General features: G+C 69.7%; 18 protein-coding genes. 6 read left to right on the forward strand and 12 right to left on the reverse strand.

Translation table 11 applies throughout. From position 1 onward, the window contains the following. From ACWGO6_RS13715 to ACWGO6_RS13735, 5 genes are all read right to left on the reverse strand, one after another. Positions 1–732, reverse strand: a complete 732-nt coding sequence (locus ACWGO6_RS13715) for a fumarylacetoacetate hydrolase family protein (protein WP_452326969.1) — start codon at positions 730–732, stop codon at positions 1–3. Next, the gene (locus tag ACWGO6_RS13720; RefSeq protein ID WP_452326970.1) at positions 732–1,517 is read right to left on the reverse strand and encodes an SDR family NAD(P)-dependent oxidoreductase; all 786 of its coding nucleotides are present in this window, start codon (positions 1,515–1,517) and stop codon (positions 732–734) included. Before ACWGO6_RS13720 ends, ACWGO6_RS13715 begins: the two co-directional genes overlap by 1 nt. Further along, positions 1,514–2,932 (reverse strand): MFS transporter, encoded by a 1,419-nt coding sequence (locus tag ACWGO6_RS13725; RefSeq protein WP_136041513.1) that lies wholly within the window; start codon positions 2,930–2,932, stop codon positions 1,514–1,516. The genes ACWGO6_RS13720 and ACWGO6_RS13725 overlap by 4 nt, the downstream gene beginning before the upstream one ends. A 130-nt stretch (positions 2,933–3,062) precedes the next feature. Beyond that, positions 3,063–3,851 carry an IclR family transcriptional regulator gene (locus tag ACWGO6_RS13730; protein ID WP_452326971.1) on the reverse strand — a complete coding sequence of 263 codons (789 nt, stop codon included), beginning with the start codon at positions 3,849–3,851 and terminating at the stop codon, positions 3,063–3,065. A 55-nt stretch (positions 3,852–3,906) separates the two neighbouring features. Beyond that, on the reverse strand, positions 3,907–4,965 hold the full coding sequence (locus ACWGO6_RS13735; protein ID WP_136041511.1) for a D-2-hydroxyacid dehydrogenase: 1,059 nt from the start codon (positions 4,963–4,965) through the stop codon (positions 3,907–3,909). 99 nt (positions 4,966–5,064) lie between these two features. Between ACWGO6_RS13735 and ACWGO6_RS13740 the strand changes: the two genes are divergently transcribed. Both ACWGO6_RS13740 and gndA read left to right on the forward strand, forming a co-directional pair. Continuing rightward, positions 5,065–5,955: an NAD(P)-dependent oxidoreductase gene (locus ACWGO6_RS13740; RefSeq protein WP_136041510.1), complete on the forward strand. Its 891-nt coding sequence runs from the start codon at positions 5,065–5,067 to the stop codon at positions 5,953–5,955. A gap of 56 nt (positions 5,956–6,011) precedes the next feature. Next, entirely contained in the window at positions 6,012–7,460 is a 1,449-nt protein-coding gene (gene gndA, locus ACWGO6_RS13745) for an NADP-dependent phosphogluconate dehydrogenase (protein ID WP_136041509.1), read from the forward strand. Between the two features lie 51 nt (positions 7,461–7,511). Here the strand turns inward: gndA and ACWGO6_RS13750 are convergent, their stop codons facing one another. The 3 genes from ACWGO6_RS13750 to ACWGO6_RS13760 form a co-directional block, all read right to left on the reverse strand. Next, the gene (locus ACWGO6_RS13750) at positions 7,512–8,762 is read right to left on the reverse strand and encodes an FAD-binding oxidoreductase (RefSeq protein WP_136041508.1); all 1,251 of its coding nucleotides are present in this window, start codon (positions 8,760–8,762) and stop codon (positions 7,512–7,514) included. Positions 8,763–8,830: 68 nt separating this feature from the next. Further along, positions 8,831–9,475 carry a bifunctional 4-hydroxy-2-oxoglutarate aldolase/2-dehydro-3-deoxy-phosphogluconate aldolase gene (locus tag ACWGO6_RS13755; protein WP_205820268.1) on the reverse strand — a complete coding sequence of 215 codons (645 nt, stop codon included), beginning with the start codon at positions 9,473–9,475 and terminating at the stop codon, positions 8,831–8,833. Continuing rightward, a complete protein-coding gene (locus ACWGO6_RS13760; protein WP_168429502.1) occupies positions 9,472–10,389 on the reverse strand; it encodes an SMP-30/gluconolactonase/LRE family protein in 918 nt (305 codons plus the stop codon). Before ACWGO6_RS13760 ends, ACWGO6_RS13755 begins: the two co-directional genes overlap by 4 nt. A gap of 112 nt (positions 10,390–10,501) precedes the next feature. Between ACWGO6_RS13760 and ACWGO6_RS13765 the strand changes: the two genes are divergently transcribed. Both ACWGO6_RS13765 and ACWGO6_RS13770 read left to right on the forward strand, forming a co-directional pair. Further along, the gene (locus ACWGO6_RS13765; protein WP_136041506.1) at positions 10,502–11,419 is read left to right on the forward strand and encodes a dihydrodipicolinate synthase family protein; all 918 of its coding nucleotides are present in this window, start codon (positions 10,502–10,504) and stop codon (positions 11,417–11,419) included. Further along, on the forward strand, positions 11,416–12,135 hold the full coding sequence (locus tag ACWGO6_RS13770) for an SDR family NAD(P)-dependent oxidoreductase (RefSeq protein ID WP_136041505.1): 720 nt from the start codon (positions 11,416–11,418) through the stop codon (positions 12,133–12,135). The genes ACWGO6_RS13765 and ACWGO6_RS13770 overlap by 4 nt, the downstream gene beginning before the upstream one ends. A 69-nt stretch (positions 12,136–12,204) precedes the next feature. On the opposite strand, the gene ACWGO6_RS13775 is transcribed toward ACWGO6_RS13770, so the two are convergent. The 3 genes from ACWGO6_RS13775 to ACWGO6_RS13785 are packed head-to-tail and all read right to left on the reverse strand — an operon-like array spanning position 12,205 to position 15,369. Then, positions 12,205–13,521 carry a type 2 periplasmic-binding domain-containing protein gene (locus ACWGO6_RS13775; protein WP_136041504.1) on the reverse strand — a complete coding sequence of 439 codons (1,317 nt, stop codon included), beginning with the start codon at positions 13,519–13,521 and terminating at the stop codon, positions 12,205–12,207. A gap of 52 nt (positions 13,522–13,573) precedes the next feature. Beyond that, a complete protein-coding gene (locus tag ACWGO6_RS13780; protein WP_051251218.1) occupies positions 13,574–14,431 on the reverse strand; it encodes a carbohydrate ABC transporter permease in 858 nt (285 codons plus the stop codon). Beyond that, positions 14,431–15,369 carry a carbohydrate ABC transporter permease gene (locus ACWGO6_RS13785; protein WP_452326972.1) on the reverse strand — a complete coding sequence of 313 codons (939 nt, stop codon included), beginning with the start codon at positions 15,367–15,369 and terminating at the stop codon, positions 14,431–14,433. The genes ACWGO6_RS13780 and ACWGO6_RS13785 overlap by 1 nt, the downstream gene beginning before the upstream one ends. Before the next feature lie 227 nt (positions 15,370–15,596). Here ACWGO6_RS13785 and ACWGO6_RS13790 point away from each other — a divergent pair, with 227 nt between their 5' ends. Together ACWGO6_RS13790 and ACWGO6_RS13795 are read left to right on the forward strand one after the other, a co-directional pair. Continuing rightward, the gene (locus ACWGO6_RS13790; protein ID WP_136041502.1) at positions 15,597–16,400 is read left to right on the forward strand and encodes an IclR family transcriptional regulator; all 804 of its coding nucleotides are present in this window, start codon (positions 15,597–15,599) and stop codon (positions 16,398–16,400) included. An 83-nt stretch (positions 16,401–16,483) separates the two neighbouring features. Beyond that, a complete protein-coding gene (locus tag ACWGO6_RS13795; RefSeq protein ID WP_452326973.1) occupies positions 16,484–17,644 on the forward strand; it encodes a mandelate racemase/muconate lactonizing enzyme family protein in 1,161 nt (386 codons plus the stop codon). Between the two features lie 71 nt (positions 17,645–17,715). Here the strand turns inward: ACWGO6_RS13795 and ACWGO6_RS13800 are convergent, their stop codons facing one another. Continuing rightward, positions 17,716–21,726: a golvesin C-terminal-like domain-containing protein gene (locus tag ACWGO6_RS13800; RefSeq protein WP_452326974.1), complete on the reverse strand. Its 4,011-nt coding sequence runs from the start codon at positions 21,724–21,726 to the stop codon at positions 17,716–17,718. Between the last annotated feature and the right edge of the window lie 22 nt (positions 21,727–21,748).

Here is a 21,748-nt window from a genome sequence, read left to right on the forward strand (position 1 = left end):
TCAGACGAACGCCGTGACGAGTTCGACTCCGGCCACCCGGATCGTCACGCGCTGGCCGGGTCGCACCGATGCCTGCGAATGCGGAGCACCGGTCATCACCACGTCGCCGGGCCCCAGAACGGACCACGCGGCGACGTAGGCGAGGCATTCGCGGATCGCCATCGGCAGCTCCCTGCTCCCGGTCCGGGCGACGAGGAGCCCGTCGACCTCGACATCGAGGTCGACATCGTCGATCCCCGCCTCGGTGTCGATCCACGGACCGAGGGGCGTGTACCCCTCCCCCGACTTGGACTCGAAGTTGCGCGGATCGACGCTCGCGCGGTCGGGGCTGGAGAGATCGTTCACGGCCGTGACGCCGAGCACGTACTCGTGCGCGTTCCGGGCCGTCAATCCGTGCGTCGCCCGGCCGATCACGACGGCGATCTCGCCCTCGGCCACCGGGGCGCCCGCATCGCGCCGCAGGACGACCTCCGCACCGCTTCCGACCACGGTGCGCGGACTCTTGAGCCATGCCTGCACCGGCGAGACGTGGCCCGGACCGTTCTGGGCGATGCCGACGATGACGAGCGGATCGACGGGAGCGACGACGGTTCCGGCAATGGCGTCACCCTCATCATCCGGGGCGCGGCCCTCCGCGAACGCGAGGAACGGGTCGGAGACCGGGATGAGCCCATCGGGCGTCTCGCGCACCCAGCGGGGGCCTGCTGCGGACGCGACTCGACCGAGACGCATCAGACGACCGCCGTCATTCCGCCGTCGACGAAGAGCGTCTGGCCGTTGACGAAATCGCTCGCACCGCCGGCCAGGAAGAGCAGGGCGCCGACCAGGTCGCGGGTGTCTCCCCAGCGTCCGGCCGGCGTGCGTCCGCGGACCCATGACGAGAACTCCTCGTCCTCGACGAGTGGCTGCGTGAGGGCGGTCGCGAAGTAGCCGGGAGCGATGGCGTTGGCCTGGATGCCGTGCGGGGCGAGGTCGGCGCAGAGCCCCTTCGTGAACATCACGATCGCGCCCTTGGTCGCCGCGTACGCGGCGATCGACGGACGGGCGAGTTGCGACTGCACGCTGCCGATCTGGATGATCTTCCCCGAACCGCGGGCGATCATGCCGGCCGCGACGCGGCGAGACAGGTGGAACACGCTGGAGAGGTTGGTCTGCACGAGCGCATCCCAGTCCTCGTCCGCGAACTCCGCGATCGGCGCCCGCCGCTGGACTCCGGCATTGTTCACGAGGATGTCGGGCGTGCCGACGATCTGCTCGACCTCGTGCGTCCCCGCATCCACCGCCGCGGCGTCGGTGACGTCGAAGACGACGCTGTGGACCACGGCTCCCGTGGCCTGCGCGATCTCGCGCGCTGCCGCTGCCGCTTTCCCGGCGTCGCGCCCGTGCACCACCACGGTCGCACCCGCTCCGGCGAGTCCTTCCGCGAGCGTCCGGCCGATGCCCTGGCTCGAGCCGGTGACGAGCGCCGCGCGGCCGCCGAGGTCGAAGAGGGCGAGGCCCGCGGGCAGCGCACTCACCGTCCGACGGCCTTGATCGACACCGTCGTGGCGAAGACGTCGTCGCCGCCCTCTTCCCGGGAGACCTTGATCGCGTCGTCGACGCGGGTGAGGTCGCGACGCAGCGTCTCGGGAGCGAGGAACGTCGATGCGGTCGTGATCAGGGCGAGCACGGCCATGTAGATCGCGAGGAGCACCCAGTTCCCGTCGCTCACCGCGATGAGGTATGCACCGAGCACACCGGCGAGACCGCCGGCGAGCACGGCCGAGATCTCGCGGGCCATCGCCACACCCAGGTAGCGGTGACGGTTGCCGAAGAGCTCCGGGAGCATGGCGCACTGCGGTCCGAGCATGCTGTTCACGGCCACGCCGATGCCGATCGCGATCACGCCGATGGCCACGGCGTAGTTGCCGAGCGACAGCAGCCACCACGCGGGGAACGTGTAGACGAGCATGAAGACCGCTCCGAACCGGTAGACCGTGCGGCGCCCGAAACGGTCGGAGAGGTGTCCGGTGAACGGCACGGAGAAGACGCCGATCAGCGATCCGAGGGTGACACCCCAGGTGAGCAGGCTCTTGTCGGCACTGTCGCCGACCACCGTGACGAAGAACGCGAGACCGAGGGTCTGGAACATGTACGAGCCGCCGTTCTCGGCCATCCGCAGACCGATGCCGACGATGACGCCGGGGAGCCCGTGCGTGAAGATCTCCTTGATGGGGCGGTCAGCGATCTGCTCGTGCTTCTCGAGCTCGATGAACGTCGGCGTCTCGCGCAACCGCATCCGGATGAACAGGGCGAGGAGGATCAGCGCGAACGAGGCGAGGAACGGCACGCGCCATCCCCAGCTCAGCAGCTGGTCCTCGGGGAGCAGCGTGATCAGCCCGAAGACGACCGCGGCGAGCAGGGTGCCGGCCTGGATGCCGACGAACGGCAGGGCCGAGAAGAACCCCCGGCGCTTGACCGGCGCGTACTCGGCCATCAGCACTGTCGCGCCCGCCTGCTCGGCCCCCGCGCCGAAGCCCTGCAGGAGGCGCATCAGCACCAGCAGGATGGGGGCCCAGAGCCCGATCGCCTCGTAGGTGGGCAGCAGACCGATCGCGGTCGACGCCCCGCCCATCAGGACGATCGTGGCGACCAGGACCCACTTGCGCCCGAGCTTGTCGCCCAGGACACCGAAGAACAATCCGCCGAACGGCCGTGCGAGGAAGCCGACGCCGAACGTCGCGAACGCGGCGACCGTGGCCATGGCTGGGTCGTCCTGCGGGAAGAACAGGACGTTGAAGATCAACGCCGTCGAGAGCCCGTAGAGCGCGAAGTCGAAGTATTCGAGCGCGCTGCCGATGCTGGACGCGAGCGTCGCGCGGCGCAGATTCGCCGCGTACTCCGGGTCATCGGACACTGCTCGTGCTGAGGTGCGGGGGTCGGTCACTGCCATCTCCTTCGATCGGCTTCGCCTGCGGCGTGAGCACGACTGTACCAGCCCGTTGGATTGCGTTCAACCCTTTGGACCCGGTTCGGATGCACGGATAGACACCAGCCGCGGAGGCGCGGCAGTGCGAGAGCGGTCAGCGGCGTACGGCGGTACTGAAGGGGTTCGTCAACGCCGCGGCGGCCGCACGCAGGGCCTCGCCCACGCGCTCGATGCGTTCGTAGTCCGCCTCGGCGGCACGGATGGCGACGCCGAGCGCCAGCGGCGGATCGGTGGGCGCCCAGCCCTCGAGCGGGACGGCGACGCCCACGATGCCGCGGAACGACTCCTCCGCATCCAGCGCCCAGCCGCGCCGACGGGCGGTGGCCAGCACATCGAGCAGACCGGTCATGGTGGTCGCGCTCCGGTCCGTGAGCGCGGGGAAGACCGCGTCCTCCCCCAGGAGCTCGACCACTTCGGCATCGCTCATCGCCGCGAGCAGCGCGCGACCCGTGGCCGAGAGCGGAGCGGGGAGTCGCGAGCCCAGCGGGGTCCCCAGCCGCAGCGACCGAGACCCTTCGTGCCGGGCGAGATACAGCGCATCCGTGCCGTCGAGCATGGCGACCTGCACGAGCTCGGACGCCAGCTGCGGCGAGGCCTCGCACACGCTGTAGAACTCGCGCACCTGGTTGAACTGCGCGGCGAACGCACCCCCGAGCTCGGCGGTGCGCACTCCCAGGCGGTAGCCCTGCGGCGTGCGGTCGACCATGCCCCCGGCCTCGAGCGCGAGACACAGATTCGCGGTCGACGACTTGGCCAGCCCGAGTTCGCCGGCGAGTTCCGTCATGGTTCGGGGACCACCCGCGTCGGCGAGGAGGCCGAGCAGGCGGATGCTGCGGGTGACGGCAGGCGCGGGATCGCGTCCCTCACGGGTGTCGTCATCCATGGCTGCGCCTTCCGCCGTCAGTGGGGCCGCAGGTGCGCGAACACCCGCGTGCCGATCAGTAGAACTCGACCGTATCGACCACGGCGGTCAGCGGCTCGCCATCGAGCAGGCGCGCCGCATTCTCGGCGAAGCGACGCGCGATCCGCTCCTCCTCTTTCGAGCTGAGCGCGGCCGTGTGCGGGCTCACGAGCACGTTCGGATGCGTCCACAGGGGCGACGCGTCATCGAGCGGCTCACGCTCGAAGACATCGAGGGCGGCGAACGCGACACGTCCGTCGTCGAGGGACGCGAGCAGGGCGGCTTCGTCGATCACCGTGCCGCGGCCGACGTTGGCGACGATCGCGCCCGGCTTCACCGCGTCGAGGATGTCGGCATCGATCAGATGGTGGGTCTGCGCCGTCCCCGGCAGCGTCACGACGATCGCATCGACGTGGGACACCGCGTCGCGCAGCTCGTCGAGACGTACCAGGCGATCGACGCCGGCGACCGGCTCCCCCGACCGGGTCGTGCCCCAGACTCGGGCACCGAGTGCGTGGAAGCGCCGCGCGCACTCCGAACCGATGCCGCCGAGACCGACGATCAGCACGGTCATCTCGTCGAGCTGACGCATCTCCCAGCGGTCGGGCCACGTGCGGCTGCTCTGATCGGCGAGGAGCCGAGGGAGGTTCTTCGCGCCCGCCATCACCCCGAAGACCGCGAATTCGGCCAGAGGACCCCCGTGCACGCCGGCACTGGTGGTGAACACGATCCGGTCGAGGTCCGCACGCTCCAGCTCTGCGGCCTTGATCGCGGCCCCGCCGCCGGCTGCCGTCGTCATGACCCAGCGCAGGCGGGGATTCGCCGCCACCGTGCGGGCCAGCGCCGCGGCATCCACATCGGGAATGCCGAAGAGCACGTCGGCGGAGTCGACCAGTTCGTCGAAGGCCTGCTGCTCGCTCGCGGTGCGCGTGAAGTCCGGGTCGCCGGACCAGTCGGCAGGTCCACGCATCGGCGGGAGGAGCGAGTGATCGCGGACCACCTCGACGCGAGGCTCGAGCTCTTCGATGAGCCGGCACAGGTCTTCCCGCAGCGGCACCGTCACGACGGCGCGCAGCTTCTTCTCGGTCCCCGTCATGCTGATCCCTTCCTCGGGAAGTCGTGGATCCCTCACTTTAGCTCAGATCCATCCTGTTGGACACTGTTCTATCCATTGGATTGTTGCTACCGTGTGCGCATGGACATCTCATCCGTCACCGTCGGGGCCGTCGGTCTCGGCGCCATGGGCCGCCCGATGGCCGACCACCTGCTCGCCGCCCATGGTCGACTCGTCATCCATGCCCGTCGCCCGCAGCCGGAGTTGCTGGCGGCCGGAGCCTCCTGGGCGGAGACGCCACGCGAACTCGCCTCCAGAGTAGACGTGCTCCTGATGATGCTCCCCGATCTGCCCCCGTTCGAGGCGATGCTCGACGGCCCGGACGGACTTCTCGCGGATGCCGGCGAACTGCTCATCATGATCGGCTCCACCTCGTCGGCACCGGCGGTCCGCGCGCTCGCGGAGCGCATCGGCGCCCAGACCGACGGACGGGTGCGGGTCGTCGACTGCCCCGTCTCGGGCGGCGAAGACGGCGCGATCGCCGGGACCCTCTCGATCATGCTCGGCGGCGCCCCGGAGGATGCCGCCCTCGCCGCCGAGGTGCTCGCCCCGTGCGGCACCCCCGTCCTGCTCGGGCCGCTCGGCGCCGGCGAGGTCGCCAAGGCGTGCAACCAGCTCGTCGTCTCGGCCACGATCCTCGCGCTCGGAGAGGCGACGGTGCTCGCCGACCGCTCCGGACTCGACCTCGACGCCCTCTGGTCGCTGCTCTCCGGCGGATACGCCGGCTCCCGCCTGCTCGACAGCCGTCGCGAGAAGCTCGTCACCGGCGACGACTCCCCCAGCGGCGTCGCGCAGTACATGGTGAAGGATCTCGGCTTCGCCGCCGACATCGCCGAGGCCACCGGTACCGCACCGGTGCTGCTGCCCACCCTGCGGGCCGCCTTCGACGAGCTGGTGGCCGCGGGGCTCGGAGACCGCGACATCGCCGTGTCCCGGCGCTTCATCGCGTCGCGTGACACAGGCGAGCACTGACCTCCCGGACAGCGATACGCTGAAACCACCCCTTCTTCACCCTCGAGGAGCCTTCTGTGCCCGAAGCATCAGCGAATATCGGAGTCGTCGGACTCGCCGTCATGGGATCGAACCTCGCCCGCAACCTCGCCAGTCGCGAGGGGAACACCGTGGCGATCTTCAACCGCAGCTACGAGAAGACCCAGACGCTCCTCGACGAGCACCCCGAGGCCGGGTTCGTCCCCGCCCGCACCTACCAGGAGTTCGCCGACTCGCTGCAGAAGCCGCGCACCGCGATCATCATGGTCAAGGCCGGTGGCCCGACCGACGCCGTGATCGACTCGCTGGTCGAGGTCTTCGAGCCGGGCGACATCATCGTCGACGGCGGCAACGCCTACTTCCCCGACACGATCCGCCGCGAGAAGGCCGTCCGCGAGACCGGCATCAACTTCGTCGGCGCCGGCATCTCGGGCGGCGAAGAGGGCGCCCTGCTCGGCCCGTCGATCATGCCCGGCGGCTCGGACGAGTCCTGGGTCACGCTCGGACCGATCCTCAAGTCGATCGCCGCGGTCGCCGAGGGTGAGCCGTGCGTCACGCACGTCGGCCACGACGGTGCCGGACACTTCGTGAAGATGGTGCACAACGGCATCGAGTACGCCGACATGCAGCTGATCGCCGAAGCGTACGACCTGATCCGCCGCGGCACGGGCAAGACCCCCGCGGAGATCGCCGAGATCTTCGCCGAGTGGAACCGGGGCGAGCTGGAGTCGTACCTGATCGAGATCACCGCCGAGGTGCTCCGCCAGGTGGATGCCGAGACCGGCAAGCCGCTCGTCGACGTGATCCTCGACCAGGCCGGCGCCAAGGGCACCGGCGCGTGGACCGTGCAGACCGCGCTGTCGCTCGGCGTCCCCGTCTCGGGCATCGCCGAAGCGACCTTCGCCCGCTCCCTCTCCTCGCATCCCGAGCAGCGCGCGGTCTCCCGCGACCTGCCGGGACCGGAGGAGGAGTTCTCGGTCGAAGACACCGAGGCGTTCATCGAAGATGTGCGTCTGGCGCTCTACGCCTCCAAGATCGTCGCGTACTCGCAGGGCTTCGACGAGATCCGCGCGGGCGCCGCCGAGTACGGCTGGAACATCGACCTCGGCGCGATCAGCAAGATCTGGCGCGGCGGGTGCATCATCCGCGCCCAGTTCCTCAACCGGATCGCCGACGCCTACGCCGAGACGCCCGACCTGCCGGTCCTGCTCACCGCCCCGTACTTCACCGAGGCGATCACCCGTGCTCAGGCTGCCTGGCGCCGAGTGGTCATCGCGGCAGCCGAAGCCGGCATCCCCGCCCCGGCGTTCTCGTCGTCGCTGTCGTACTACGACGGCATCCGCGCCGACCGCCTCCCCGCCGCGCTCGTGCAGGGACAGCGCGACTTCTTCGGCGCACACACCTACAAGCGCATCGACAAGGAAGGCACCTTCCACACGCTGTGGTCGGGAGACCGCACCGAGATCGAGGCGGAAGACACGCACTGACCTCTCGTCATCGAAAGCCCGGGAACCTCGTGGTTCCCGGGCTTTTGTGCATCACACGAGGATGTTGTGGTTGCGTCGGAACACGTTCTGCGGGTCCCAGTCCGCCTTGGCCGCCCGCAGCCGGGTGAGCGCCTCCGCCGAGAACATCCCCGGCACGGCTTCGGGCCGCTCGGTGTCGGCGAAGTTGCCGTACTCGGCCAGCCGTCCGGCCCGGATGTTCTCCCCGTCGGCCTCGATCGCCGCACGGGTCTGCTCATCGAGCATCCCCGGGATGTCGAACGCCCCGGCCATCACGAACCAGTTCGCCGTGCGGGCAGGGAAGGCCGTCTCCTCCTGGGCGACGTCGTGGAACGCACCGCCCAGCGAGCGCAGGAACACCACGGACGCCGGATACGCGCGCCGGAAGGCGACGAGCCGCTCGATCAGCGCATCATCGAGGTCGGCGTAGAGCCCGTTGCCGCCGATGAAGCCGGGAGGGGCGGGAGCCTCGTCCCCTTCGGGCTGGGGCATCTCCATCAGTACCTCGCGATACGGCGGTGTCGTCACTTCCGTCTGCACGCCGGGGAGCGCGGAGATCGGCTCCAGCACGGCGCGCAGCCGATCGGGCTCCGGTGCCGCCCACACCGCGCTCAGCCGCGCTCCCGCCGGGGCGCTCGGGTCCATCGCCGGCACGTCCATATACGTGACGGTGAGCTCGCGGGGAGCGTCTCGGAGCAGATCACGCGCGGCACGGAGCACGGCGGCCGCATCGCCATCGATCACGCTCTCGGCGAAGGCGATACCGGGCAGCGGGTGCGCCTCGAAGTCGAAGCGCGTGACCACGCCGAAGTTGCCACCGCCGCCGCGCAGCGCCCAGAAGAGTTCGGGGTTCGTCTCGGATGACGCTTCGACCACATCACCGGAGGCGGTGACGACCTGTGCGCCGATCAGCTGATCGACGGCGAGACCCCAGGCCCGCACCATCCAGCCGATTCCGCCGCCGAGCGTGAGCCCGCCGACACCGACCGAGGCGGTGTCGCCCGAGCTGAGCGCGAGACCGTGCGCGGCGAGCGCCGAAGCGACATCACCCCAGACGGCGCCTCCGCCGACGCGGACGGTGGTGCCATCCACCTCGATGCCGGACAGACCGCCGAGCTCGAGCCGGATCCCCTCGGCAGGGGCATGCGACCACGGCCCGTGCCCGCCGGCGACCACGGTCAAGGGGACGGCCTCGCGGGAGGCGAGTCTGACGACGTCGGCGACCTCATCGACGGTGGAGGGGCGGTGGACGGAGGGAACGGAAGCAGCAGCGCTATCAGCCATGGCGACATGGTAGCCACGGCCGCCGACATCGCGCACCGGGTTCTCTGCGACGCCGGGGCGGACCTCGATCAGGCGGGGCTGGCGGCCCGCACGAACGACCGTGCGCGAACCGCGAGCGCCGCGAGATCTCCCCCGGGGGTCGCCGCATCGCCGACGAGCGGTCCCCCGACCCCGATCCCGAACGCCCCTGCCGCGAGGTACTCGCCCACGGTGTCGACGCTCACTCCGCCCACGGGGATGATCCGCGCGCCGGGGAACGGGTCGCGCACCGCACGGATGAAGCCGGGCCCGAGCGCCGAGGCGGGGAAGAGCTTGACCGCGGCGCTGCCGAGATCGTGACCTCGCTGAATCTCGGTCGGCGTGTACACACCCGGGAGCACACCGATGCCCTGCGCGACCGCGTATCCCACCGAGGCGCTGAGGGTCGGCGTGACCATGAACTGCGCCCCGGCGGATGCTGCCCGCTCGACGTCGGCCTCGCTGAGTACGGTCCCGGCGCCGATCAGTGCCGATGCGGGAGCATCCTGCACGACCTGGGCGATCGCCTCTTCGGCATCCGGGAGGGTGAGGGCGATCTCCAGTGTCAGCACGCCGGCGTCGATCAGCGTGCGCGCCGCGGCCACCGTCGCATCGACATCCGTGCCGCGGAGGATCGCGACGAGCCGGGTGGCGCGAAGCCGCTCTTCGAGCTGCGCGTTGTCCACGGTGCTCACCGGGCTACCTCCGCGGCCGATACGGCCCCGCGCACGACGGGGGCCTCGCCTGCCCAGGGCCACGCGGGAGTCCCGCCGACGTCGACCTGCACGCCGAGCAGCGCGCCGTCTGCTTCTCCCGGTTCTGCGATTCCGATGCTCGCCGTCGTGATCACGAGCAGCGTGCCGACGAGAGCGACCGCGGTCGGGCGCTTCGCGGGGAGCGAGATCGTCTCCAGGAGTTCACCCTCGGGCGAGTAGCGGCGCACCTCGGCGGCGTCCCAGACCGCAACCCACAGCATGCCGTCGAGGTCGATCGTCATGCCGTCGGGGTTGCCGCCGTCGACCCGGCACACCGTGCGGCGGTTCGAGAGCGCGCCGTCGGCGGCCACGTCGAAGGCTTCGATGCTGCGGTGCGGAAGGGTGTCGATGTAGTACAGCGTGGAGCCCGTGCGATCGAAGGCGAGACCGTTCGACACGGTGACCCCGCCGAGCCGTGCGACCGGGATGCCGTCGGCGCCGATGCTCCACAACGTGCAGTGCGGATCGCGCGGCATCGACTGGCTGCCCACCCAGAAGCGCCCCGCGGGGTCGCCGCCGCCGTCGTTCATGTAGTCACCGGGTGCGGCGACGTCGTCGGTGAGCGGGGTCACGGCCGCGTCATCGCCGACGTGCACGACGCGGCGATCGACGCCGACCAGCCACCCGGCTCCCGGCTGCGCGAGCGGGATGGGCGCCCCGATCTGCGCTCCCACGACGACCGCGGTCTCGGGGATCACCCTCCCCTGCTCGATCCGACCGCGGTGCAGTGACCCGGTGGCCATGTCGATCCAGGCGAGGCTGCCGTCGCGCCCGTCCCAGCGCGGAGACTCGGCCTGCACGTAGCGGGCGTCGGAGAGGATCTCCACGGTTCGGGAGGGCGGGGTGTGCGACATCCGGATCATCCTTCGCTGGTAGCTCGTAACCGTTATGTGGCAGACTATCTCACAATATGCATAACACTTGCGAGAAATGTGGACCCACGATGATGAAGCGCGGAAACAGCTGATGGCTCAGACACTCCACGGCTTGATGCCCATTCTGGCGACCCCGTTCGATGAGACGGGGGCCCTCGACCGCGCGAGCCTGCGCCGGCTGGTCGAGTTCCAGCTCGCGTCCGGCGTCGACGGCGTCGCCGTGTTCGGGATGGCGAGCGAGGGTTTCGCCCTCACGACGGACGAGCGGCGCACGATCCTGGACGACGTCGTCCGGGTCGTGGACGGCAGGATCCCCGTGATCGCCGGCGTCAACGGCACCTCCACCGCGACGTCCGTCGAGCAGTCCCTCCTCGCCGAGGATGGCGGTGCGGACGCCCTCATGGTGCTCCCGCCGTTCATGGTGAAGCCGCCCGCCGGCACGCTCGTGGACTTCTACGGCGATGTCGCCGCCGCGACCTCGCTCTCCGTCATGGTGCAGGATGCGCCCGGTGTCACCGGCGTCGCGATGGCTCCGAGCCTGATCGCCGAGATCGCCCGCCTCGACGGCGTCGACTCCGTCAAGGTCGAGGCGCCGCCGACAGCACCCAAGGTCGGCGCCGTGGTCGCCGCGATCGAGGATCCCGACTTCGCGGTGCTCGGCGGCCAGAACGCCCAGTTCTGCCTCGAGGAGTACGCGAGGGGCGCCGTCGGCACGATGCCGGCCTGCGAGTTCCCCGACCTGCTCGGCCCCGTGCTCGCACTGTTCCTCGAGGGGCGCGTCGAGGAAGCCCGCGCCGAGTTCCGTCGTATGCTCCCTCTCGTGCTCATCGGTCTGCAGGGAGGCATCGCCTGGGCGGTGCACAAGGAGGTTCTCGTCGCACGCGGCGTGATCGATCACGCGACGGTGCGCTACCCGGCGTCCCGCCTGGACGCGGGCAGCCGCGCCTCGGTCAAGCTCGTGATCGACGAGTTGGCACTCCCGCCGATCCCCGCCACGGTGCGCGTGTGACACGCCGCGGCGTACTGCTGATCGGCGGCAGCTCCGACATCGGACTCGCGATCGCCCGCGCCTTCGTCGACGGCGGAGACGCCGTCGTCGGCGTGGGGCTCGAGGACTCTGCCGACCCGGTCTTCGAGCGCTACCTCGTCGCGGACTGCAGCGTGCCCGAAGCAGCCGATCGCGCCGTCGCCGATGCCGAGCAGGCTCTCGGACGGCTCGACGTCGTGGTACTCGCCGCCGGCCGCATGCCGATCGCGCGCGCTGAGGCCACGAGCGACGACGACTGGCGCGGAGCACTGAGCGCGACACTGGACTCGGCGTTCTTCGTGGCCCGCGCGGCACTCCCCCGCCTCACCCGCGGGGCGTCGATCGTCGCGGTCACCTCGGTGAACTCGTCGCTCGCCGCCCCCGCCCTGCCCGCCTACGCGGCCGCCAAGGCGGGCGTGGACGGCCTCGTGCGGCAGCTGGCGCTCGACTACGGCCCCCAGGGCATCCGGGTCAACGCCGTGCAGCCGGGGAGCATCTCAGCCGCCGACACGGGCGAGAGCGAGGGCTACCCCCTCGGACGCATCGGGCGACCGGAGGAAGTCGCCTCGGTGGTCGCGTTCCTCGCCTCCGACGCCGCCTCCTTCGTCACGGGAACATCCATCGCGGTCGACGGCGGTCTCTCGATCTCGTCCCCCGCGGCCTGGCTGAAGCCGGTCCTGCGGGACCGCTGGCTCTAACCCCGCCCTGCGCCACACGACGAAGGCCGCGTCCCGTTTCGGGACGCGGCCTTCTTCGTGCGAGGGGGCTCAGGCGTTGGAGTCGAGCAGCCCCTGGACTTCCTTCTTCAGCGCGTTGAGGCCCGCCTGGGCCTCGACCTGACCGGCGAGGATCGTCGCGACCCCGGCACCGATGGCGGCATCGATCTGTGCCGTCACGGCGACGCGGTCCCACGCGGCGCCACGAGCGTGCTCGGAGACCTCAGTGCGGAACGCGCCCTGGAACTTGTCGGCCGCGAGCGCCGGGATCTTGTCGGCGACGCTCTTGGCGGCCGGAGCCACGGCGGAGTTCTCGTAGAGCGCGGTGGCCGCCTCGACGTTGGTCGCCGCGTAGAGGATGAAGTCACGGCTGGTGAGCTCGCCCTCGCCCGCTGTCGCGAACACGCCGCTGCCCCAGGCCCGGTTGAAGGAGTCCTTGCCACCGACGGTCGGACGAGAGATCGCCCCGATGTTGTCGATGATGTTCTGCGCGGCACCGTTCGTCTTGACGAAGGTCGAGGCGAGCGGGGCGTCGTCGTAGATCGCAGCCCGGCCGCTGGCGAACAGGATGCGGGCATCGCTGCGGGCGACGTTCGTCTGCGTCAGGCCCTGGTCTTGCAGGGACTTGTACCAGGTGACGGCCTCGACGCTCTCGGCGTCGCCCAGCGTGCACTTGAGGTCGTCGGTGACCACGTCGCTGCCGAAGCCCCACATCCACGGGACCGAGTCCTTCAGGTCGGGGTTCTTCGTGACCGCGGCGTACGGGATCAGCGACTTGTCCTGCTTCTTGATCTTCTCGAGGGCGGTGGCGAACTGCTCCACCGTCATGCCCGACTTGATGCCGACGCTCTTCGCGATCTCGCCGTTGGTGATGATGCCGATGCCGGCGGCCGTCAGCGGCAGCACGAGCAGCTTGCCGTCCATCGTGTACGAGTCGAGCACGCCCTGCGGGATGCCGAGACCCTTGGCGAGGTCGGTGAGGTCGGCGAGGATGTTCATCGGGGTGAGCACCTGCCACCCGCCCGACTGACCGACACCCATGAGGTTGCCGGAGCGTCCGGTGAGGGCGAGCTGCGTGGCCGCCTGGTCGTACGGGTAGATGACCGGGGCGACCTTGACGCCCTCCTTCTTCGAGAACCCGTCGAGGATCCCCTGCCACGCGGACTTCAGCGCCTCCTCGCCGAGCGAGTTGCCGTAGAAGTTGATCGTCGCAGCTTCCGTCGCGCCGCCCGCCGAGGCGCCTCCGGCACCGGCGCCGGGTGCGGCGGGCGTCGCACACCCGGCGAGCGCGAGTGCACCGAATGCGGCGAGCACGGTGCCGCCTCCGAGGAAGGCTCGGCGGCTCAGCTGTGAGTTCGAGATGGTCATGGAGACTGCTCCTTCGAGGTGATGGGGGTAGAGCATTTCGGGAGACGCATGGCTACCCCTTGACCGCCCCGGCGGCGAGACCGGAGACGAAGTAGCGCTGCAGGAGGACGAAGATGATGACGAGCGGGAGCGACGTGATGAGGGACGCCGCCATGAGGGCCGGCCAGTCGGCGGTGCCCTCGCGGATGAACGCCTGCGTCAGACCCGCCGGCAGCGTCTGCTTGTCGGGTCCGGCGAGGGTGAGGGCGAAGAGCAGGTCGCTCCAGCCGCGCATGAAGGCGAACATGCCCGCGGTGATGAGCCCGGGGACCACGAGCGGGAACACGATGCGGAACATCGTCCCGGTGCGCGAGAGACCGTCGACCTTGGCCGCCTCGAGGATGTCGTCGGGGAGGGCGTCGATGATGCCCTTCAGCAGGAACACCGCGAGCGGCAGCGTGAACGTCGTGAACGAGATGATCAGCGCCGTGTAGGTGTAGAGCAGTCCGGCCGAGCTCAGCATCAGGTACAGCGAGATGAGCAGCAGCGCGCCCGGGATGAGCTGACCGATGAGGAACATGAACATGATCGCGTTGCGGCCGCGGTAACGGAACTTCGAGAGCGAGTAAGCCATCAGGCCGCCGACGAGGACCGCGAGCAGGGCGGTGCCGGTGGAGACGATGATGCTGTTCAGGAGGTTCTTCAGCAGGAGGTCGTTCTGGAAGAACCCGACGAAGTTCTCGATCGTCGGATTGACCGGGAAGAACGGACGATCCGCGGAGAAGACGTCCTCCTTCCTCGTGAACGCGGTCGCCGTGAGCCAGTAGACCGGCAGCAGGCCGAACAGGGCCAGCAGCAGGAGCAGGACGCGTCCCGGGATGGACAGGTGGGGGCGGATGATCGACTCCCCCACATCACGACTACGGCGCATCACTTCTCCAGCCGACGGTTGAGGAACAGGTATCCGCTCGTGATGATCGCGAGCAGGACGAGCCAGAGGGCGCCCATCGCGGAGGCCTTGCCGAGTTCGTAGCTGCCGAACGCGAGATCGTAGAGGCTGACCGCGAGCGTCGTGGTCGAGTTGCCGGGCCCGCCGCCGGTCATCACGAAGATGGTGTCGAAGTTGCCGAAGTTGTAGATGAACTCGAGCACTGCGACGAGGGTGACGGGGCCGGCGATGTGCGGCAGCGAGATATGGCGGAACCGCTGGGCGCGCGTGGCGCCGTCGATGGTGGCGGCCTCGATCTGCTCGCTCGGCAGCGTCTGGAGGACGGCGAGGGCGACGACCATGATCCACGGGAACGAGTGCCAGGTCTTGGCGATGACCACGGCGGCCATGGCGCCGGTCGGGGTGCCGAGCATGCTGATCTCGGGCAGTCCGAAAGTCGCGAGGACGTGGTTGACCACGCCGTAGCTGTCGTTGAAGATCCACGCCCAGAGGAAGGACACGACGACACCGGGCAGCAGCCACGGCAGCATGAGGGCGCCGCGGAGGATGTTCCGTCCGCGCATGCGGGCGTTCAGCAGCAGCGCCAGGGCGACACCGAGGATGAGCGGGAAGACCGTCGCGAGCGAGGCGAACACGAGGGTGGTGCCGAGACGGGCGAAGAACTCGTCCCAGACCGCCGCATAGTTGTCGAGGCCCACGAACGTGCGCTCGGGGCGCAGGAGCGATTGGTCGAACAGACTCGTGAAGATGCTCGACACGAGGGGGAAGATCGCGATCACGAGGAACAGGAGGACCGCGGGAAGTGCGATCATGAAACCGAAGGTGCGATCCTTCGCGCCCAGCGTGGAGCGTCGCCCGGAGCGGGGCTCGACAGCCGTCTGCTCGCTCTCCGCGGGCCGCTCGAGTATGGCTTGTTGCATTGCAGTCACTTTCCAGTAGAGACGACCCCGGAGGGCCCTGCGCGTCGTCGTCACAGTCGTCAACGTCGACGTGCGGCCAGTTAACCACAATGCGGATGCGAAATCCACAAAATGCATAAGACACCCACATTTGTGTTGCTCGAAGCCATTTCGCTGAATAGGATGACTGGCAGCGGCGACGAGCCGCAGCGTCGCAGATGCGGCCACATCACCAAGGAGGAGTCACCATGGCGTCGGAATCGGTAGGCGGCACGCAGACCGTCGAACGGGCGATGTCGTTGCTCGCTTGCTTCACGGAGGAATCCGGCGAGCTGAGGGTCTCCGAGCTGTGCACGCTGACCGGCCTCGGCCAGTCCACCGTCTCGCGCATGATGTCGGCACTCGATCGCATGAAGTTCGTGGTGCAGGACGCCCGCACGGGCCTGTACCGCCTCGGCCCCGCAGCAGTGTCGCTGGGCACGGTCGCGATCAACGGCTCTCCCATCTTCCGCGCCTCGCGGCAGATCGCGCAGAACCTCGCGCGCCGGATCGAGATCGGCGTGAACGTGGCCGAGCTCAGCGGCTTCACCTTCACCTATCTCTGCAACTTCGAAGGCGCCCTGGCACCGAAGTCGTTCGCCATGGCGGGTCGCACCGGGCCGCTGCACGCCACCGGCATCGGCAAGGCCCTGCTGTCGGGCATGTCCGACGCGCAGGTCGACGAGTACTTCGCGCAGACGCCGCAGCGCTTCACGCCGCACACGATCGTGGACCGCGCCGCCATGCAGACCGCTCTCGACGAGACGCGCAGCCGCGGCTACGCGACCGAGATCGAGGAGCTGGCCTTCGGCCGTGCCTGCATCGCCGCGCCGATCCGCAACCGGGCCGGTGAGATCGTCGCGGGCATCTCGGCCAGCGGCCCCCTCTCCGTGCTCGACCTGCACGCACCGCATCAGGAACTCGCCCTGCAGCTCATCGAAGCCGCCGACGAGATCTCGGTCGCCCTCGGATACAGCCCCTCCCGGACCGCATCGGCGTTCGCGGCACTCTGACCTCGGCCGCGATGCGGCTTCCCCACCTCTGACGACGGCACCTGCCGCCGGCCGTTCGACCACCCCGTCTATTGGAGACCCCTGTGAAGATCACGCGCGTCCAGACCTTCCCCCTCTATCTGTCCAAGGAGGATGCCAACAACTCGTATGCCGGCGACACCGCAGTCGATCATCGTGGCTACGTGATCCGCCCGCCGTGGCGGAGCCTGTACTCCCCCGGCTACGAGACGCTGCTCGTGAAGATCGAGACCGATGACGGTCTCGTCGGCTGGGGCGAGGCCCTCGCGCCCGTCGCCCCGGTCGTGGCCGCGGCGATCGTCGACAACCTGCTCACCCCGCTGATCCTCGGCGAGGACCCGCGCTCGGTACGCACGCTCTGGCACCGCATGACGGAGTCCATGCGCGAGCGCGGGCACCTCACCGGGCACCAGGCCGACGCCATGGCCGCGGTCGACATCGCGCTCTGGGACCTCTGGGGCCACGCCACCGGCCTCTCGGTGTCCGAGCTCGCCGGCGGACGCTTCCACGAGGTGCTGCCGACCTACGTCTCCGGCATCCGCGGCGTCGACGACGTCGAGCGCGCCGAGAAGGCCGCAGAGCTCGTGGAGGGCGGCGTTCGCCGTATCAAGCTGCACCTCGGCGTCGACATCCGCACCGACCTGGCCACCTACGACGCGGTCCGCGGCGTGCACCCCGACCTCGACGTCGCGCTCGACGCGCACTGGACGTATCGCCTCGGCGAGGCGCGTGCGCTCGGTCGCGAACTGGACGACCGGCGGGCCTGGTTCTTCGAGGCCCCGCTCGCCCCGGAGGACGTGGAGGGGCATCACGACCTCGCCACCGCCCTCGCCACCCCGATCGCGATCGGCGAGGCGATGCGCAGCCGCTTCGAGTTCACGGACTGGCTCACCCGCCGCGCGGTGGGCCTCACGCAGCCCGACATCGGCCGCACCGGCATCACCGAGGGCCTCGCGATCGCGGCGGTCTCCGACGCCTTCCACGTGCCGGTCGCCCCGCACCACTCGGCCGCGTTCGGCATCGCGATGGCCGCCGGTGTGCATGTCGCCGCGAGCGCCGCGTCGCTCCTCGCGTTCGAGTACCAGCCGTTCACCCTCCCCGTCGCCAACCGTCTGCTGACGACCCCGCTCGAGGTCCGCACGGACGGCGGGTTCGTGGTGCCGACCGGCCCCGGCCTGGGCGTGACCGTCGACGAGGACGCGATCCAGGAGTACGTGCGGCACTGACCCGCATCGACATCCGACGAAGAACGGGTGGGCGGCCGGGATCTCTCCGGCCGCCCACCCGTTCTTTCGCGTCAGTTCCCGATGCGCACGAACTGCGCGGCGCTGACCCGGTGGATGCTGGTGTTGCGCACCTCGAGCCGCACCGTACCGGTCGCTCCGGCGGCGTAGCGGAACGAGCCCAGCGAACGCCAGGCCGCCGCGCCCTGCGTCTGGTCCACGATGACCTCGGAGCTGCCGTCCTTATGCTCCACGACGTAGGCCGCCGAGGTCGTGGTCGTCGAGTTCGTGGGGTACCAGACCGAGACCCGGTAGAGACCGGCCTCCGGCAGCTCCACGTTCCACGTCACCGTGCTGCCGACCGAGTCGGAGTCGCTGTACCGCGTGCGCGTGCCGTTCCATCCCGAGAGTCCGCTGGGGTACCAGTTGCCGGACTCCAGGTAGCCCGGCCACGGGGACTGGGTGTGTGCGATGACGCCCTCGTCGGCCACGCGCACGAGCACGCCCCGGCGCAGGGTCTGATCGAGCCGCGCCTCGAACCGCGTCGATGATCCGGGCGCGACGCCGGAACCGGCGGTCACCGTCCAGGTGTGAGTGAGGTCGGATCGCGGCGGCACCGTGATGCTCGTGCTCTGCTGCCCCACGCTCCATCCGCTGACCCCGTACAGGGCGAGGGTGCCCTGCAGCGGCGTCACCCCGGTGTTGATGACGAGTGCGGTGAGTTTGGCGACCGCACCTGGCCCGCTGACGATCTCGACATCCGAGGTGAGGGAGACCAGTCGTCGCCGGTCGATCACCTCGATCGCCGCCGCGCGCAGCTTCACGGGGTCCTCCCCCGCGACCGTCAGGGTCGCCGCGACGTCGACCTCGCCGAGCGGTGCCGCGGTCGCGATGACCGCGGCCGATTCGACGCGTGCGGAGCCCTCTGCGGGAACCGTGATCGCCGGCACCGTCCCGTCGAGCTGCCACCCCGTCGGCAGGGTCACCGCGATGGCGCCGGTGATCGGATCCGCGGTGGAGTTGCGCACCTCGAAGGTCAACGGGACGCGGTCCCCGGCCGTGCCCGTCGCCTGCGCGATCACGTCGCCGACGATTCCGGGGTTGGCTCCGCTGATCCTGGCCGGCAGCCGCAGGGTCACCTCTTCGGTCGTCGTCCCGCCGGTGGTGATCGTGTAGCGGAACTTGTCGGTGAGGTCGTCGACCGGGATCGTCCACTCGTACGGATAGGCCTTCGCGGGAGCCTGCTTCACCGGACCGCCGCCGATGCGATACGACAGCGTCGCCTGCTGCTCGGTGTCGATCTGCACGTAGGCGTCGTAGCCCTGACCGTCGGGCCGCACCAGGAGCATCCCGCGGGCGACCCCGTAGTCGGTGGCGGGGTCGGTGTCGACTTCGTGGAAGCTGTCACGTCCGTGGTCGGCCACGTCGTCGAACGGCAGCCCCGGGCGCTGCACGTCCACGTTCCGGATGACGAGGGCGACGAGCCCGCGCGCCGGCACGCTGACGGTGACCCGGCCGCTGACGGCCGCGCCGGTGGACCGGCTGCCGTTCGCGGTCACCAGCTCGACCGCGCCCGAGAAACTCCGCGGGATGCCCGTGAGCTCGGTGGAGAGGTCGACGATCACCTGCTGCGCCTCACCGGCGGAGTTGGTGAGACTGACGTAGAGAGCATCGTTGCCGACGCCCCCGATCCAGTTGACGAGCGGGTTCGAGACCGAGATCAGCCCCGCGGGGAGATACGGCCAGACGCCGTCCTCGCCGAAGAACGTCCCGGGGGCGTGGCCGTAGGCGAAGAACTTGAAGTAGGCGAAGTCGGCCTCGAACACGTGCGGGAACTCGATCGCGCCGCCGCTGCGGTAGAAGCTCTCACTGAGCAGGTAGTCCATCGCGAGACCGAGCTGGGCGGGGGCGTGATGGAAGTAATACCCGGTGATGCCCACCGGGCCGCTCGTCGCGAAGTCGGGCTTCATGTGGGCGACCTGGAACTGTCGGCCGTAGTAGCCGGGGTATGTCGTGAACCGGCCGATCACCATGTTGTGGGCGATGTCGGCCAGCAGCTCGTCGCCGGTGTGATGCGCCAGCCGCAGCAGGGCTCCCGCCCAGCACGGGTTGAAAACGTAGCCCCCGCCCGGGTCGGTCAGCGTGCTGACGCCCAGCTTGAACGACGACAGCGCCTCGAAGGTGAGGCCAGAGGGAGACACGTACCAGGCCGGGACGGTCTCGGTCGGCACGTTCGTGGTCGGGTAGGACGGCAGCGACGAACGCGACTCCCAGTCGTACTGCTGTTTGATCACGTGGCCGACCGGCACCGTGACCGTGCCCCCGGGTACGGGGCGCACCGCCGTCTGGGTGATGAATCGCTGGACCTCCCGATACGCGCCGTCGAGGAACTCGTCCTCCCCCGTCGCCTCGAACATCTCCAGGAGGTCGACCCAGTACTTCGAGAAGCTGTATGCGAACCCGCCGGGCGGCTGACCGTTGCTGCGGTACGGCTCCAGGATCTGCTCCTGCGAGTAACGGCGGGCGATCAGCGTCGCCTCCGCCAGGTACGCCGGATCCCCGGTGACCCGGTACGTCGCGAGCGCGTTCGAGAACGGCGCCCTGCTCTGCCCGACGACACCGGCCTTGGTCGCCTTCACCGCGAGCCGCTGGATGCCGGCGTTGCGGCCGTGCGTGAGCTGGTAGAGCGACGCCAGATTCACGGCATCCGTGGGGATCCTGCCGATGCGGTACTGGCTCGTGTCGTTGTAGACCGGGCTCCCGATCATCGGCGTGTGCCCGATGCCCTTCCGGGAGAGCTGGTACTCGACGAGCGGCCGGGCGCGGCGGTCGTAGAGCATGCCGTCGGCCGTGCCGGTGAGATAGTGCGCCGCGAGCACGACGCCGCTGGCCGCGGCGCGCACGGCATCCTCGTTCTCCACGTCGACGAACCCCTTGGCGCGGTTCCACCATCCGGAGTACGAGGGGATGTAGTCGACGGAGTCGTCACCGTCGGGCTCCACCGCGATCAGCGCCGCCATCGCGTGCACGGCGTCGGTGAGCGACCGGTCGTAGACGTTGCGACGGTAGGCCGTCAGGCCGTACTCGTTGCGGCACAGCTGCGAGTACGTGCCGTACAGCGTGTCCGGGCGGGCCGCGAGGCCGAAGGCGAAGCCGCGCTGCTCGCCGACGGCCATGGCCGTGCGCAGGCCCGGCTGCGGTGCGTACATGCTGGGCACGATGTCGAGGCTGTCGTTGCGCAGACTCATCCCGTAGGGCTGCCGGTCGGCCATCAGTTGCCGCTCGTGCACGAACTCGGCGACCTCGGCGGGCAGGTACACCCCCGAGGTGACGGCCACGTCACCCACCGCGTACTGCGTCAGCGCCATCGGCGCGAAGAGTTCCCACGCGCCCAGGGGCGCGGACCCGTCGAGCACCGAGAGCGCATGCTGATACGACCCGCACAGCACCTCGTCGAGATCGTCGAGCGACTTCGCGTCCTGGCTCTGATATCCGACGATGTAGTCGCCGGCGGTCTTGGCGGTCAGCACATAGTGCGCCTCGGGATGGGCGCCCTCCAGACGCCAGCGGACGACCAGATCGACGTCGTCGGTGCTCGTGGTCAGCTCGATGGCCTGCGAGCCGAGCACCTGGTACGAGGTGAAACCGAGCCAGCTCGGCGCCAGCGGTCCGTAGAGCTCGGGCGCGCTGCCCGACGGCAACGTCCCCTCCAGCACGAGCCACTGCTCGTCGAAGCGGTGCGCCGGATCTGTGACCTGCAGCCATCCGCCGTTGTGCGCGACCTCGAGGTCGCGGACGATCGTGGCCCCGCCGTCCCAGGTGGCCTGGTGGAAGGTCATCCGGTGGTTCTGCCCGACCAGTTGCGCGACCTGCGTGAACGCCAGGTTCGGCTTGTCGAGGCGCCGGAGGGCATCGGCGTAGGCGCCGGTCGTCGTCGTGAGCTCCGTCGCCGCTGCGGGGGCGACTCCGAACGACGAGCCGAGCACCGGGGGAAGCACTCCCGCGATCATGAGTGCTCGCAACACGGAGCGTCGGCTCCACAGCAGAGGATTGTCATCGGCTCCATCGCCAGGCATTGAATCCATGATGCACATACTGCAATCCGTA

This window comes from Microbacterium sp. NPDC055665 (genome assembly GCF_053618035.1).